Origin of the sequence: Fictibacillus barbaricus (assembly GCF_031457135.1) — a bacterium.
Taxonomy (GTDB): domain Bacteria; phylum Bacillota; class Bacilli; order Bacillales; family Fictibacillaceae; genus Fictibacillus; species Fictibacillus barbaricus_A.
In genome coordinates, this window is record NZ_JAVDWA010000001.1 from 70,670 (window position 1) to 86,101 (window position 15,432).

At 38.2% G+C, this 15,432-nt stretch carries 17 protein-coding genes; 7 read left to right on the forward strand and 10 right to left on the reverse strand.

The window, feature by feature from the left end:
* Window positions 1-2,028 (forward strand): ABC transporter ATP-binding protein, encoded by a 2,028-nt coding sequence (locus J2X07_RS00400; RefSeq protein WP_310255468.1) that lies wholly within the window; start codon window positions 1-3, stop codon window positions 2,026-2,028.
* A gap of 76 nt (window positions 2,029-2,104) precedes the next feature.
* On the opposite strand, the gene J2X07_RS00405 is transcribed toward J2X07_RS00400, so the two are convergent.
* Window positions 2,105-2,257, reverse strand: coding sequence for a hypothetical protein (locus J2X07_RS00405; protein WP_310255473.1), 153 nt, complete (start codon window positions 2,255-2,257; stop codon window positions 2,105-2,107).
* Window positions 2,258-2,421: 164 nt separating this feature from the next.
* Here J2X07_RS00405 and J2X07_RS00410 point away from each other — a divergent pair, with 164 nt between their 5' ends.
* Window positions 2,422-3,732 (forward strand): globin-coupled sensor protein, encoded by a 1,311-nt coding sequence (locus tag J2X07_RS00410; RefSeq protein ID WP_310255476.1) that lies wholly within the window; start codon window positions 2,422-2,424, stop codon window positions 3,730-3,732.
* A 22-nt stretch (window positions 3,733-3,754) separates the two neighbouring features.
* Here the strand turns inward: J2X07_RS00410 and J2X07_RS00415 are convergent, their stop codons facing one another.
* The 4 genes from J2X07_RS00415 to J2X07_RS00430 form a co-directional block, all read right to left on the reverse strand.
* Window positions 3,755-4,099, reverse strand: a complete 345-nt coding sequence (locus J2X07_RS00415; protein ID WP_310255478.1) for a hypothetical protein — start codon at window positions 4,097-4,099, stop codon at window positions 3,755-3,757.
* 87 nt (window positions 4,100-4,186) lie between these two features.
* Window positions 4,187-4,711, reverse strand: a complete 525-nt coding sequence (locus J2X07_RS00420) for a GDYXXLXY domain-containing protein (protein WP_310255480.1) — start codon at window positions 4,709-4,711, stop codon at window positions 4,187-4,189.
* Complete coding sequence (locus tag J2X07_RS00425) at window positions 4,704-5,942, reverse strand: DUF2157 domain-containing protein (RefSeq protein ID WP_310255481.1); 1,239 nt, start codon at window positions 5,940-5,942, stop codon at window positions 4,704-4,706. The genes J2X07_RS00420 and J2X07_RS00425 overlap by 8 nt, the downstream gene beginning before the upstream one ends.
* Before the next feature lie 373 nt (window positions 5,943-6,315).
* A complete protein-coding gene (locus J2X07_RS00430; RefSeq protein WP_310255483.1) occupies window positions 6,316-7,095 on the reverse strand; it encodes an SDR family NAD(P)-dependent oxidoreductase in 780 nt (259 codons plus the stop codon).
* A gap of 139 nt (window positions 7,096-7,234) precedes the next feature.
* Here J2X07_RS00430 and J2X07_RS00435 point away from each other — a divergent pair, with 139 nt between their 5' ends.
* Window positions 7,235-8,752 carry an aldehyde dehydrogenase family protein gene (locus J2X07_RS00435; protein ID WP_310255484.1) on the forward strand — a complete coding sequence of 506 codons (1,518 nt, stop codon included), beginning with the start codon at window positions 7,235-7,237 and terminating at the stop codon, window positions 8,750-8,752.
* A 190-nt stretch (window positions 8,753-8,942) separates the two neighbouring features.
* Here J2X07_RS00435 and J2X07_RS00440 read toward each other — a convergent pair whose 3' ends face one another.
* Window positions 8,943-9,254 carry an ArsR/SmtB family transcription factor gene (locus tag J2X07_RS00440; protein ID WP_310255485.1) on the reverse strand — a complete coding sequence of 104 codons (312 nt, stop codon included), beginning with the start codon at window positions 9,252-9,254 and terminating at the stop codon, window positions 8,943-8,945.
* A 177-nt stretch (window positions 9,255-9,431) separates the two neighbouring features.
* On the opposite strand from J2X07_RS00440, the gene J2X07_RS00445 reads away from it, so the two are divergent.
* Both J2X07_RS00445 and J2X07_RS00450 read left to right on the forward strand, forming a co-directional pair.
* Window positions 9,432-9,623 carry an alpha/beta-type small acid-soluble spore protein gene (locus J2X07_RS00445; RefSeq protein ID WP_310255488.1) on the forward strand — a complete coding sequence of 64 codons (192 nt, stop codon included), beginning with the start codon at window positions 9,432-9,434 and terminating at the stop codon, window positions 9,621-9,623.
* Window positions 9,624-9,709: 86 nt separating this feature from the next.
* Window positions 9,710-9,955, forward strand: a complete 246-nt coding sequence (locus tag J2X07_RS00450; RefSeq protein WP_310255490.1) for a hypothetical protein — start codon at window positions 9,710-9,712, stop codon at window positions 9,953-9,955.
* Between the two features lie 37 nt (window positions 9,956-9,992).
* On the opposite strand, the gene J2X07_RS00455 is transcribed toward J2X07_RS00450, so the two are convergent.
* The 4 genes from J2X07_RS00455 to J2X07_RS00470 form a co-directional block, all read right to left on the reverse strand.
* A complete protein-coding gene (locus J2X07_RS00455; RefSeq protein ID WP_310255492.1) occupies window positions 9,993-10,646 on the reverse strand; it encodes an amino acid ABC transporter permease in 654 nt (217 codons plus the stop codon).
* Window positions 10,639-11,421: a transporter substrate-binding domain-containing protein gene (locus J2X07_RS00460; protein ID WP_310255494.1), complete on the reverse strand. Its 783-nt coding sequence runs from the start codon at window positions 11,419-11,421 to the stop codon at window positions 10,639-10,641. Before J2X07_RS00460 ends, J2X07_RS00455 begins: the two co-directional genes overlap by 8 nt.
* A 209-nt stretch (window positions 11,422-11,630) precedes the next feature.
* Window positions 11,631-12,728, reverse strand: a complete 1,098-nt coding sequence (locus tag J2X07_RS00465) for an ABC transporter ATP-binding protein (RefSeq protein ID WP_310255496.1) — start codon at window positions 12,726-12,728, stop codon at window positions 11,631-11,633.
* A 128-nt stretch (window positions 12,729-12,856) separates the two neighbouring features.
* Complete coding sequence (locus J2X07_RS00470) at window positions 12,857-13,747, reverse strand: PucR family transcriptional regulator (protein WP_310255498.1); 891 nt, start codon at window positions 13,745-13,747, stop codon at window positions 12,857-12,859.
* A 128-nt stretch (window positions 13,748-13,875) separates the two neighbouring features.
* On the opposite strand from J2X07_RS00470, the gene J2X07_RS00475 reads away from it, so the two are divergent.
* Entirely contained in the window at window positions 13,876-14,487 is a 612-nt protein-coding gene (locus tag J2X07_RS00475; RefSeq protein WP_310255501.1) for a polysaccharide deacetylase family protein, read from the forward strand.
* A 239-nt stretch (window positions 14,488-14,726) separates the two neighbouring features.
* Window positions 14,727-15,425 (forward strand): diphthine--ammonia ligase, encoded by a 699-nt coding sequence (locus tag J2X07_RS00480; RefSeq protein WP_310255503.1) that lies wholly within the window; start codon window positions 14,727-14,729, stop codon window positions 15,423-15,425.
* The last annotated feature ends 7 nt before the right edge of the window (window positions 15,426-15,432 follow it).

Consider the following 15,432-nt stretch of genomic DNA (forward strand, 5'->3'; position numbering starts at 1 on the left):
ATGAACGTTGGAAAACGCCTGTTTCAATACGCACTTCAATATAAGAAGCATTTCATCTTAGGTTTGCTCATGCTTACAGTGGCAATAACAGCAGAGTTAACAGGACCTTTTATCGCCAAAACCATGATCGATAAACATATACTTGGTATCGAAAAAACATGGTATAAGGTAGATGGTGAAGAAAAATCAGCAGCGAAGTACGAAGGAAACTGGTACAAAAGAAGTGATCATTTTGATCCAGGAGAAGTTAAAGGGAAACCAATTCGAGTTATTCAAGTGAAGCGTGATTTTTATGTTATTAATCAGTCGATTGCATTTGATGGTGACCGATCCATTAAAAGCGGGAAAGTCGTGATTTCTTATAAAGGAAAAACGAAAGCCTATCAAGCTGATAAATTAAGTGTAAGTGAGACGTTCGGATTTTATAAGCCAGAGGTCTCAGGGATGTTGAAACTGATGATGCTCTATTTAGGGTTATTAATCTTAGCTGCTTTCTTCCAATACGGACAGCGGTATACGCTGCAGCGCTCATCGAATCTCGTGATTAAGAAGATTCGGCAGGATGTGTTCGCACATGTGCAGCGTGTAGCGATCACATATTTTGATAATCAGCCAGCTGGGAAAATCGTTTCAAGAATTACGAATGATACAGAGGCGATTAAAGAACTTTTTATAAACGTACTAGCAAACTTTTTCACAGGAATCATTTATTTAACAGGTATCTTCACAGCATTGTTCCTGTTAGACGTGAAGCTTGCAGCTATTTGTTTAGTTCTTTTACCAATATTAGTTGTTTGGATCGTGGTTTATCGAAAATTCGCATCACATTACAATCACAAGATTCGTTCGACGCTCAGTGATATTAATGGGATGATTAATGAATCCATTAATGGGATGCCGATTATTCAAGCCTTTAAAAGACAAAGAGAGACAACTGAAGAATTTGAAACGATGAATAAAGAATATTTCACATTCCAAAATAAGCTCCTGAGCTTGAACGGATTAACAGGCCACAACCTAGTGCTTTTGTTGAAAAACCTTGCTTTCATGGCGTTTATATGGCACTTTGGAGGTCAGTCGCTTGGAGTAGGTTCCGTTATTTCCATCGGTGTTCTTTATGCGTTCGTTGACTATTTGAACCGTATGTTCCACCCGGTGACAGGGATGGTCAATCAGCTTGCACAGCTTGAGCAGGCACTTGTTTCGGCAGAGAGAGTGTTTGTACTGATGGATGAGCCAGGTCAGACAGTTACGGAAAACGAGATCGACCGTTATAAAGGTAATGTGGAATTTAGGGATATTACTTTCAGCTATGTAGAGGGAGAGCCTGTCCTAAAAAATATTGCTTTTCATGCAAACCAAGGTGAAACGGTGGCATTGGTAGGTCACACAGGTTCAGGAAAAAGTTCAATTATGAATTTATTGTTCCGTTTTTATGATATTAAACAAGGAAAGATTTTGATTGATGGAAAAGACATCATGGATTTATCCAAACAAGAACTGCGCCAGCATATGGGGATCGTTCTTCAAGATCCGTTCTTGTTCACTGGAACGATTGCTTCAAATGTAAGTCTGGATAATCCGGAGATTACAAGAGAGCAGGTCGAAAAAGCTTTAACAGATGTTGGGGCGATGCCGTTTATTAATAATCTTCCAAAAGGTTTAGATGAACCGGTAATTGAAAAGGGAAGTACGCTATCGTCAGGTCAGCGACAGTTGATCTCATTTGCAAGAGCACTTGCATATAACCCTGCTATTCTCATTCTGGATGAAGCAACAGCGAGTATTGATACAGAAACAGAAGCGGTTATCCAGGATGCACTTGATGTCTTGAAACGCGGGCGTACGACATTCATCATCGCTCACAGACTTTCAACCATTAAGAGCGCAGACCAAATTCTCGTTTTAGATCGCGGTATGATCGTAGAGCGCGGAGATCATAACGATTTAATGGAGCAAAAAGGCCGCTACTACCAAATGTATCAGCTGCAGCAAGGCAAAACAGAAAAAAAACGCGCAGTGAGTTAATAGGGATTAAAAAACAGGAGCCTGATAGGGGCTCCTGTTTATTTATTGATTGATAAACGGCGAATTCTCTCTTGGTTTATCCTTCTTCTTTATGCTTCTTATCCATTTCATCATTTTTCTTCCCGTCATCTACTCCGTTATCCTGATCAACACCATCACCACAAGCAGTTAATCCACCCAATGTCATCATAGCTGCCAATGTACCTGCAGCCCATTTCTTTTTCCACATGTGAACCACTCCTTCATTTTTTGATTGTTGATTTTGCATACTTAAAGATACCCAGGTTGTGTCCGGTAAAACCAGAAAACGACAAATAGTGATAAAAGTCACATCATTGTTACAAATATTAGGATAGTTTTAAAGAAGTATTTAATTAGAAAGAAGGCAATCAAATGGGGTCATTGTTAAACTTATTTATAAGAAGCGAAGAAAAAGAATTGTTTTTTGTTCAAACAGACTTTCAAAAGAATGTAAAAATTAACTTGCCTGCATCAAGTGACTGGCAAAAGCAATTAAAAATGATTTCAATGACAAAGGAAGATCTAGTCATTATTAAGTCGCTGCAGCCTTTGATTAAAGAAAATATCGAACATATCGTTTCTCAGTTTTATAAAAATATAGAATATGTGCCAGGTTTATTGGAAATCATTAAAGCGCATAGTTCTGTGGATCGTTTGAAAGTAACTTTAATGAGGCATATTCAAGAAATGTTCAGCGGTGTTATTGATATGAGTTTCATTGAACAAAGAAGAGTGATTGCGCATATCCATTTTAGAATTGGTTTGCAGCCTAAATGGTATATTTGTTCGTTTCAAGACATGCTTTTATCCATGTTAGCCATTTTGGATGACAGAATAGAAGATAAGGCAGAATATCAAAAAGCTGTAAAAGCGGTGACAAAAATACTCAATTTTGAACAGCAGCTGGTATTGGAAGCATTCGAGGCTGAACAAATTAAAGAGCGGGAGAGACATGAGGAACAAAAACAATTGATTATTCAATCTGTTGGGAACTCCGTGGATGAATTAGCAAGTATATCGGAAGAGACGAGTGCAGCCCTTCAGGAACTATCTTCAAAAGCTGATGAAGTTGTTGATTTTGCGAAAAACAGCGCTGAGTCTGCTAATGAAGTGACACATCAATCCATTGCAGGTAAAAGCAAACTGGACGACCATCAGAAAATGATTTATGAAATTAAAAAGCAATCAGAAACCATCACTTCTGACTTATCAAAGTTAGAAGAAGCTACTCATAAAATTAATGATGTTGTTGGCATCGTTACAGCAATCGCTGAACAAACCAATCTGCTTTCGCTTAATGCAGCGATAGAAGCTGCTCGGGCAGGTGAAACGGGCCGCGGATTTTCTGTTGTAGCACAAGAAGTACGCAAACTGGCGGATCAAACAAAAACTTCTGTCTCAGGTGTGTCGGAGCTTGTAAAGAATACAGAAACCAGCATAAAAGCTGTTTTGGATTCGGTAAATAGCATTCACCATTTTGTAAATGAAAGTGTATCTGAATCAGTTGAAATATCGGACTTTTTTCAGTCAATTCTAAGCACGATGGATGATAGTAATAAGAAGAGTATTGCATTGGAAAAAGAAGTGGAAGTCATGGCAGAGGTTATTGAAGAATTAACGAACGCCGTAGGTCAGATTGCTGTTTCTGCTGACAACCTGACAGATACTGCACACCGTATATAAAAACGAAAAGAGCTGCAATGATTCAGCTCTTTTCGTTATTGTGAATCACATATTGAGCGCGGCTTGTTTCAAATGACACGATATCTTCATCTAGTCGAATATCAGTGATTCCATCGATCGGAATTTCATAAAGAACAGCCGGCAACTCTATTTCTGACCCTTCTTCTCTCGCATAAGCGGTTCCGTGTAAAAACAAGATGTTGTCACCTAAATAGTCGTCTTCTGCATCTCGTTGTTCGAATGTTGCTTCATTTAGAGAAATTCGAATTTCGTCAATATCTCCAGTCTCTTCTTTTCGAATGGCGATCTGTCGGCCAGACCAACCGTTAATTATATCTTTGAGTTCGATTATTTTTGTATCAGACATCGTTTTCACCTCACTATCAATTTTCCCGAAATCGGTAAACTTAAACCGATTAAAAAAAGCCCCTTGTGTAAGAGGCTTTTCATCCTTTTATGGTTGAAGAGCAACGATCTTGCTCGCTCCCCATGGTGCAATGCTGATTATGACATCCATATCACGGGCTTTTTCTTCAAGTTTCTTTCCGGTATTTTCCTGAACATAATAGCGTTCGAAGCCGTATGTCAGCTGTAATTGATCTGCCGATCCATTACCTCCCCAGACTCTGTCAGCCCGTGCATTTAATAGCACTTGATTACGGGATAATGCGGGTTTTTCTGGATAGACACCGGAAACGCCGTAATAGCCATCTTTGTTTTTTTCTAATAAAACATAAACACGACTCTGTCCTCGATTTGATAACTCTTCTTCACCCTTCCATTTTGAGAGGGGAACGGTGCTGATATTAAAATGAAGTGTTACATAATCGCCGTATAGGATGTCAGTCGGATCAACAGGTTCGGTCTTGATTTTTATTTCCTTTCCAAAATAATCAATGCTGTAATAGCTTCCGGCTATAAAGAGCAAAAACAATACCTGCAGGGCAGCAGCAATCATCCAGCCTCTTTTTTTACTCATTGTGCGGCCCTCCATTTTTTAATATTTGTTTTTTCTTTCGTTGTAAAAAGGCATTCAAAATAAAAAGCAGAATCCCACCGAGCAAGAAGAATATTGATTTCGGCATAAATGCCCATGCCAAATTGAAATATCCCATTAAACATACGAGCAGGAAGAGAACGATCCCTAGATTAATCTGTGGCCGATTTTCATTCTTAAATCCTTTCGCAAGCATAAGTCCGGAATACGTAAACATGACAATTAGGTAAAGAATCCCTACGATAAGAGGATCAGAAACCTTTATTAAATAAAAGAAAGGAACAAAGATCAGCAATTCACAAACATGCATAATCAGATTTTCATGACGTTTTGCATAAAGAGCTGCTGCGAATAGAATAAGAAAAACCGGAAGATAAAGAGCTGTTTTTGGTAAATCAAAATCAGATAAAAACTCATTTGTCATCCAAAAATATAAGCCATATGCGAATGCAAAACCAATGAGAGTTCCAAATCGATTAAACGCTTGTTTAAATACTGATTTTTCTGCCCATAGTCCTTCTGTATATAAAGATAACCCGAAAAGGAAGAACCAAAGTAAATTGATCTCTTCTGTTAATAAAAACATGAGAACTTGAGCGCTTAATCCAATCGTAAAAAGATTGGTTTGCAGTCTTTGGGGATATAAAAATACGTAGCCGCCGATGCTTACGATAAATACAAAAAATAATAAGTAGCTGAATTGATCGTAGTCACTTAAGCTATACAATTGACCCCCAACTGTTATAACAGCAACAAGGAGGAAAAAGAGTTTTTTTCGGTCTCGAAACAAATAATAAATTGCCGGTAAACTCCAAAAAACGAAAAGGCGTGCGTCAACTGCTGAAAGATGAAAGGTTTGCCCTAACAAAATAATGCTCGCTCCAAATGAAATGATGCCAAGAAAATTAAAGGATGTACCAAGTGAATCATTGCCTCTTTTAGTAAACACATCTCCAGCGGTATAAAAACCTGTCATGATTACAAGCAAGAGGGCAAGTCTTGCAAGCGGAGGTATTTCACTCCAATTTGATGCAATAAATGATAATATACCGATTCCAATTAGAATACTTGCCAAAATAGGAAGCACACGGCTTGGTTTATTTTGTTCATTTGAGCTTGGATACCGGGCAACAAGCAAGTCGAGCTGTTCAGATGAAATGATCTTTTCATCCACCCATTTTTGTCCTTCACTTTTCATCCATTTTTGATTCATAATTTCCCCCCTCATCTTATGTATATGTTTGAAAATACAAACTCATATGCAATAATAAACATTCTCTTTAAGTGTAATATTACACTAACGATTTTTCTTAATCAATGTATAGATTTCTACAAAAAAAGAGCTGATTCCTTGTGAATCGACTCTTTTTATCTTTATTTATGGTTGTTGCTTTGGAAGTTGTTGATCTCTGTTTCAGGATGCTCGCTTTCCGCGGGGCAGGCGGTGAGCCACATTCGGACGTTTCACTTTTAAGTGTCTCACCTGCCCGCCTGTCCCGCAGGAGTCTCGCACCTTACACGGCAATCAACCTGTCATTGGGAGTTACAAAAATACACCAGGAGCAATAATCTTTTAGAAATCAGTCTTATTTTTTATCTTGCACATAATGTACAATGTTTAAAATCGCTTTACGGGGCAGGAATCGAACAAGCTGTGCCAATGCTTTATTTTTAAAACCTGGTACAGAAATACGTTTGTCATTCATTAGTGCTTTATATCCTGTTAATGCGACTTGATCTGCATCCATGGCACCCGATTGAAAAAGCCGTGACTGCTCAAGGCTAGCCCGCTTTTCAAAATTAGTTGATGTTGCACCGGGACATAAAGCAGTTACGGTAACATTTGTATTTCTTAATTCATAGCTGATTGCCTCCGAAAAAGAAAGAACATAAGCTTTTGTTGCGTAATAAACAGCCATTAATGGACCTGGCTGAAATGCAGCTGTAGAAGCTACATTTAAAATTTTTCCGCTGTTGCGTTTAATCATGCCGGGGAGAAGTTGTTTGGTTAAGGTAGTTAAGGCCATGATATTTACTTGCAGCATATCTTTTTCTTCTTTCCAAGATGTTTCATCAAATGGACCATAAGCGGCAAAACCTGCATTATTTACAAGGACGTCAATCTCAATGTTTTTCGCCATTAATTCTGCTGTTAATTCTTCGGCACTTTCAGGCATACTCAAATCTTTTGCGACTACAGTTGCTTGTATGCCATGCTTAGCTGTTAGTTCGTCTGCAATTTCTTGAAGCTTTGCTTCGTTTCGGGCATTCAAAACGAGATGGTAATGATCTTTAGCAAAGAGCTTTGCAAATTCTAAACCAATACCGCTCGAAGCTCCAGTGATTAGGACAGTTTTATTATTCATAAGATGTCATCCCTTCATTTGTGTTTATATGTTTAAGTATATCAACATGTTATCATATTTTTAAAATTTAATAAACAATTGAAATAAAAAAAGGTATGATGGAAGAAATGTAAAGATAGATAAAGGAGGTGCGCTTTATATGAAAAACGTTATGATTGCAAAACATCCTGCTACAGGGGAAACCATTGATCAGTGGCTTGAAACAGATGTTAAACAGGTTCCTGAATTATATGAGAAGGCAGGATCTGCTTTTACGTTTTGGTCTTCACGCAGCCTGGAAACTAGACTGACGTATATAACAAAAATGAAGCATTACATGCTTTCCAATTTGGATGAAATCGCTGAGGAAATCTGTTCTGCGACCGGAAAGGTAAAAACGGAAGCTTTAACTTCAGACATAATGCCTGTAATTGATATTTTGCAGCACTATGAAAAACGCGCACCAAAAGTATTAAGAAGAAAAAAAGTGCCAACCCCATTGTTATTTGTAGGGAAATCCTCTTATGTGGATTATTTTCCTTTAGGAACTGTTTTAGTCATCTCACCGTGGAACTTTCCATTTCAGCTTTCAATGACACCGGTTATTTCAGCTTTAATCGCAGGGAATTCTGTAATTTTAAAGCCGTCGGAAGTAACACCAACCATTGGACTTTTGATTGAAAAAATCGCAAGAGAAATTAACCTCCCTAAAAATGTGCTGCAAGTGGCACACGGCGGCAAAGAGCTTGGGCAGGCATTAGTTGCAGGTGCGCCTAATCATATTTTCTTTACTGGGTCAGTAGAGACAGGCCGGAAAATTGGTGTTGAAGCAAGCAGACGTTTAATTCCAAGCACCTTGGAGCTTGGCGGCAAAGATCCAATGATCATTTTTGAGGATGCTTCTTTAAAAAGAGCTGTCCATGGTGCAGTGTGGGGAGCTTTCACAAATGCAGGGCAAGTCTGTATGTCCATTGAAAGAGTCTATGTACAGCACTCGATTTATGGAGAATTTATTGACCGGCTTGTTGAAGAAACGAAAAAATTAAAAATGGGTGAAGATATCGGCTCATTGACCTTCGAAGGTCAAAAAGAAGTCATTAAAGATCATGTTCTAGATGCTATAGATAAAGGGGCGTTATTACTTACTGGAAAACATCCTGATAAATGGGGAGACAGTATGTATTTAGAACCGATGATCTTAACAAACGTTTCGGAAAAGATGAAAATCCTTACTGAAGAAACATTTGGTCCTGTCATGCCGGTTATCTCTTTTTCAACAGAGGAGGAAGCGATCAATCAAGCAAATAATACAAACTTTGGCTTAAACGCAAGTGTTTGGACGAAAGATAGTGAACGTGCAGACCGTGTAGTTTCCAAACTGATAACAGGAAACGCTGTAATTAATGACGTGCTCATAACTGTAGCAAACCCGCATTTACCCTTTGGAGGTGTGAAAAACAGCGGAATTGGAAATTACCATGGTGATGAAGGCTTACTCACATTCAGCAGACAAATGTCTGTTATGAAAGACCCTGGATATAAACAGAAAGAAATCAATTGGTACCCGTACAAAAACAAGTACGATAAAGTTAAATTTCTCATCCAAGCTTATTATTCGAATAAAAAAGAAATGATTTCACTTGTTCGTTCAGCTTATAAAAAATTTAGGCAAAAATAAAAGCGGTTCAGCTAATTAGCTGAATCGCTTTTTTCTTAGGTTCCTTTTTTAAAAGGTTGTTGCATCAAGGAAAATGACAGGTTTATTGGAGTGTAAGGTGCGAGACTCCTGCGGAAAGTGAGCATCCTGTAATGTAAATCAACTACTCCTTTTTTTGAATTGCTAAAAAGGTAACGATAAGAGCCTTTATCTACAAAATACATTCATCTTCAATGATGTTAATCAATTGTTTAAGCTGCAAAACGGTTTGATCGAGAGTTAAAAAGTAAAAGATTTCTTTGCCTTTTTTTTCTGTGCCAACGATTCCTGCTTCTCTTAATATTTTTAAATGGTGGGACACTGTAGGGCGGGACATGGGAGAAGCATTTGCTATATCGGTAACATTCAATTTTTCGGTTTCAGCCAACAGCAAAACAAGATCCTGTCTGACGGGATCTCCTAAAGCTTGAAATAAAGGTATTGTTTTTCTGAACATATTTACCGCAAAGTCATTTGACATCATTTTCACCAACTTCTAAGCCATTCATTTTATCTATTCTTACTATAAATCAGTATAAACCATTCGTACATTTTTTTAACAGTGCGAAATTGTGTGGCAAGTGCTCTATAAATTGCCAGGAATCTCTACGCATACAGGTTTTGTGAAGTATACACAATATATACAAGGAGGTGAAACACAATGGCAAGACGTAATAAATTAGCAGTACCAGGTGCACAGCAGGCTATCGATCAAATGAAATATGAAATCGCATCTGAGTTCGGTGTAACACTTGGACCAGACACAACTGCACGTGCTAACGGATCTGTCGGCGGGGAAATGACGAAACGTTTAGTAGCAATGGCACAACAACAATTAGGCGGATCTCGCTAACTCTATAGACATGGCTGTAAAAGGGGTGGAGTAATCCACTCCTTTTTTGAAAAATTAGCATTGCTGACGATAAGGAGGGAAAGTTCATGGGGATGTGTCCGGTTTGTAATAACTTTCATACCATCAATGTCCGGTGTCCTGAATGCGGACGGTCGATAACGGATCGAGGAAAGGTCAGTGATTTCTTTGATGATTATAGTGCTTACATGGAAGTGGATGAACTGAAACTAGAGGATGGTTACAAACATGATTTTAAAGACAGCCAATGCCCGCATATTTTTTATTGTGATTCCTGTCATCAAGAAGTGATGTTCTTTATTGGTGAATGGTAAAAAAACTTCACATCCTGAATTTGGAGGACGTGAAGTTTTATTGGCTTATTTTTATGCGTTTTTCAAGGAATATGCGTAATAAATCCAAAAGAGAAGTTAATATCCAGTAGATAACGGCAGCTTCTAGTAATACTGGAAGTACAATTAATTGGGAAGCACTGATCTGGTCAGCCATTAATGTTAATTCAGGTACAGTGATTACGGAAGCTAATGATGAAGCTTTAACGATGTCAATCAACGAATTCCACACAGATGGAATGGAAATTCTCCATGCTTGCGGCAAAATAACTTCTTTATAAGTAAGAAACCGGTTCATTCCAAGTGAATAAGCAGCTTCCCACTGCCCTTTTTCAATCGATTGAATAGCCCCTCTGTAAGATTCAGCAATATAGGCACTGAAATGCAAGATTAAACCAGCAAGTGCAGCTTGCCATCCTTCAGGTACATATAAAAATGTAAATCCGTTATATAAAATAAGCAATTGTATTAATAATGGCGTTCCCCTAAAAAATGATATATACCACTTTGCGAGTCCAGAAAGAAATCGATTTGAAGACATACGGCATAAAGCAATAACCAGTCCGAAAATCAAAGCTCCTAAAATCGAAACCAAACTGATAACAATAGTAAAAACAGCTCCCTCCAGCAAATAGGGGAGGGAGTTGCTCAAGATATCAGCAAGCTTATTCACTTACATCTTCTCCAAAATATTTTTTAGAGATTTTTGCTAAAGTGCCGTCTTTTTTCATATCTTCAAGTGCTTTATTTACTTTCTTAACAAGTTCTTTATCATCTTTACGGAATGTGAATGCCATTTTATTTTTATTAAAAGGTTTTCCAACTGCTTTTACGTTATAATCTGTTTTCTTTAATTCTGATAAGATGAAAAGCTGGTCGTTCATGGCTGCATCAACACGATTTACGTCTAAGTCAGCAAGAACTTGAGCAATACCTTTGTAGTATTTTGTTTTTGCTCCTGCTTCCTCAGCTACTTTTGCATAGTTGCTTCCTTGTGTTGTACCAACGGTTTTTCCTTTGATATCGTCGATTCCTTTAATGTCTTTATTGTCTTTGTTGACGATCACCTGTCCGCCAGAAACCGTATAAGGTGTTGAAAAATCATATTTTTGCTTTCGCTCGTCTGTAACCGTTACTTGGTTTGCAACCATATCAAAGCGTTTTGAGTCCAGGGAAGTGAACATGTTCTTCCATTCTGTTGCAACAAACTTTGGTTTCATATCAAGACGTTTTGCTACTTCTTTTGCTACATCTACATCATAGCCCGTAATGTCATTTGTCTTTTTATCACGGTATGTAAATGGTGGATAGGTAGCCTCAGTACCGATCGTTAAGACGTTTTTATCTTTATCACTACCCGTGTTTTTAGACTGATCTGATGTACCGCAAGCTGATAAGAGTACAGCTGTTAAGGCAAGTGCGATTAGTGATTTAATGGTGTGTTTCAAATGAAGTTCCTCCTTATCGGATTTAATCCGACAAATTTTATCTGTTTTATTGTATTAAGGTTGGAGCATTTAGTCAATCATTAAACATTTTCCCCTAGTTAGAGAAAAATAACAGTAAAAAATAAAATAAGAAATTGTACCTGATTACATAAAAAAAAAGCCCCTGAAGGTACTCAGGGACTTTCGTAATTGGACTTATTACACTTTAATTAACGAATGCGGATTTCAGTTTCTTTATCGAAGAAATGTGCTTTGTTCATATCAAAAGCAAGTGCGATGTTTTGTCCGTTGCGGATATCTGTACGTGAGTCAACACGAGCGATAAAATCTTGACCGCTTACTGTCGAGTAAAGGAACGTTTCGGCACCCATTAATTCTGCTACATCAATTTTTGCTTCGATTCTTGTATTAGAAGAAGACTCAAGGAATACCGGCTCATCATGAATGTCTTCTGGGCGAATTCCAAGAACGATGTCTTTGTTTGCATATCCTTTGTCGCGTAATACTTTCATTTTTCCTTCTGGGATCGCGATTTGTGTATCACCAATCTTAAAGAATCCATCTCCAAGGGTCCCGTTAAGGAAGTTCATTGCAGGGCTTCCGATAAATCCGCCAACGAAGATATTTTCAGGTGTGTCATAAACTTCTTTTGGCGAGCCTACTTGCTGGATGCGGCCGTCTTTCATAACAACGATACGTGTAGCCATTGTCATTGCTTCAGTTTGGTCATGTGTTACATAGATCGTTGTTGTTTGCAGACGCTGGTGAAGTTTTGTGATCTCAGCACGCATTTGTACACGAAGTTTCGCATCAAGGTTAGATAAAGGCTCATCCATCAAGAATACTTTTGCATCACGAACGATTGCACGTCCAAGTGCAACACGCTGACGCTGTCCGCCTGATAAGGCTTTTGGCTTACGATCTAAGTACTGCTCCAGACCAAGGATACGAGCAGCTTCTTTTACACGCTTGTCGATTTCGTCCTTGCTGAATTTACGAAGCTTTAAACCGAACGCCATGTTGTCATAAACGTTCATATGAGGATAAAGGGCATAGTTTTGGAAAACCATCGCGATGTCACGGTCTTTCGGTGCAACATCGTTTACGACACGCTCGTCGATTACAAGTTCTCCTTCAGAAATTTCTTCAAGTCCTGCGATCATACGGAGTGTAGTGGACTTACCACAACCGGATGGACCTACGAATACGATAAATTCCTTATCAGAAATATCAAGGTTGAAGTCATGTACTGCTGTTACTTTGTTATCATATCGTTTAACGATGTTATTTAACTTAATGCCTGCCATTATATATTCCCCTTCCGTGATGAAAACGTTTTCTTAATGATTTAAGTTTACGATTTCATAGTCTGGACGTAAATGGACGACATGCCTAAAATAAAACACCCTCTTTATGCATGTTGCACAAAGGGGTGTTATTTGTTTGAATTTTTCTCGAGAGCAAGAATCGCCATATAGAAGATTAAAGCGTTTTTGAATTGTTTAACATCGATTCCGGTTTTATCAAAAAATTTCTCTACCCGATATTGAAGACTGTTTCGATGGATGTATAATTTTTTTGCTGCAAGCGAGATATTCATATTGCATTCTACAAATACCTTGATGCTATTCAATGTTTCTTGATCTTCATCTATCCATTCTGCGAGCAAGCCTGTTAACGCATCTATAAGCGGGGAACTAGAATCTTTAAGCAGTAATAACGGAATGGAGTCAGCTGCTGTGTAAACGGATTTAGGCGGTAGGTTGTTTTTTATGGATAAAAATTGTTCCCGCTCACGTTCATAGATTTGTTTGGCATTATTCTGGCCCTTATTATAGGAACCTATATAAATGGTTAAGTCGATGTAGAAATCGGTAGAAAGCATATCTTTCAATGCTTCGTAAGGTGTATCGTTAACGTCTTGCTTAGATGTTTCAATTATGACGCCGCTTAAATAATCTTCATTTAATAAAAGAACAGCATCATCAGGAAAGAGGCCATTGACAGCTTCTGAAAAAGCAGAATAATCAGCAACGGGCTGCTTACTGAAAAAGTGGATAAACCGGTAAAATTCGATGGAATCATCTGTTCCTTCCCCAGAAAGAATCTCTTTCCACTTTTGCTGCACTGAAGTGTATGAAAAAGATGTATGCATTTTATAGTTCTCAAACATTGTAGATAATAATTTCAGCTCTGAATCAGATAAGATCGATTTCTTAATGCCAAATGGTTCCCCGGTATGTGTAATAAACCAAATATAATCAGTTTGGTGAGAGAAGTTTGTCGTTATGGAATCTTTATAATGTTTCTTTAATTTGTTCAGCATCTGTTTCGTGTCCTTTCCAGGAAAAGCTTGTTATTATTATAGCAATAATTGTGGAATATACTAAACGAATGAAATGAGGGGGCGTGAGGTCTTTGAAAAAATGCCCATGAGTAACTACAGGAACGGTCGTGTACGACTGGAAAAATAGTGATATATGGACGAACAGAAAAAATTGGGAGACGCACCCATCTTCCAAGTCTATCATCCTGACATTCGACGATGGACCTTCATCGGTATTGAGCAAGGTATTAGATATTTTAAATAAACATGATGTGAAGGCAATGTTTTTTTGGCAGTCCCGTTTGCTTTATAAAGAGCGGCCATGGAAACGAGTAATCGATGAAGGACATATGATTGGAGGCCATTCATTAAGACATCGTGATTTAACGAAGCTAAATATGGATGAGCAGTTTCGTGATATTAATAAAAACAAGAGGCAAATCGAACAATTGACAGGACAGCTTGTGAAATATTTCAGGCCGCCGTTTGGCCAATTCAATGAAGACACACTTCAAGTTTTAAAATCGTTGAATCTGGTTCCTTTTTTGTGGGAAGTAGCAGGCCTTGACTGGGAACATAAAGATTATCCGGATCACATTATTCATAACATCATCAACTACGTGAATGATGGGTCTATCATATTATTACATGAGCTTAAACAGACTGCAGCTATCTTGGATGATCTAATATGTGAATTAAAAGAAGAAGGATATTCATTTGTATTGCCTCCTACGAGTTGACAATAGACGGCAAGGCAAGGGATGAAAGAAAGCGAGCTTTCTTTCATCCCTATTAATTTGTAAAAACGTCTAGGAAATAATCGGGATAACAAAGAGGCTAACCTGATATCAGCAATCTAGCATATATAAAAGTGAGCAAAATACGAGAGAAATTACTTAAAACCGGTGAGGGAAATAAATTGTTTGGGGTCAGACCCCCCATTATACTAGTGATAAGTGAAGGGGAATTGGAGGGACATATGAAGAAAAAGATAGTTGTTTCATTCAGTGGCGGAAAAGATTCAGTGTTAGCTTTACATAGAATTCAGAATTCCGGGGAATGGGAAGTCGATTCTTTATTAACGACTTTGACGGAGAACTATGACCGTACTACGATGCATGGTGTCCGGAATGAACTATTAGAATTACAAGGAGCGTCTCTTGGTATTCCGTTAAGAAGAGTGTGGATCCCGCAGGATTGTCCGAATGAAACGTATCAAGAGAGAATGGAAGAAGCTATAAACCAAATAAAAGAAGACGGCATCACGTATATTATGTTCGGAGATATCTTTTTAGAGGACGTAAAAAAGTATAGAGAAAAAATGCTGGAAGGTACTGGTTTGACACCTGTGTTTCCTTTATGGAAAGAGGATTCGGCCGAATTGATAGATGAGTTTCTGCAAGAAGGGTACAAAACCGTATTATGCTGTGTGGATACGCATAAGATTGATCAGTCTTTCGTTGGCAGAGTGATAGATCAACCTTTTATTCAAGAATACCCGAGGGAGCATGACATATGCGGAGAGAATGGTGAATTTCATACGTTTGTATTTGACGGGCCAGCCTTTTCTTTCCCGATTCATTACGAACTAGGTGAACACAGGATGGCGAAGGATATGTTTACTGGTGAAGATCGTTTTTATTTTGTAGACATCATCCAAGATCATAAGAAGATATAAAGGACCG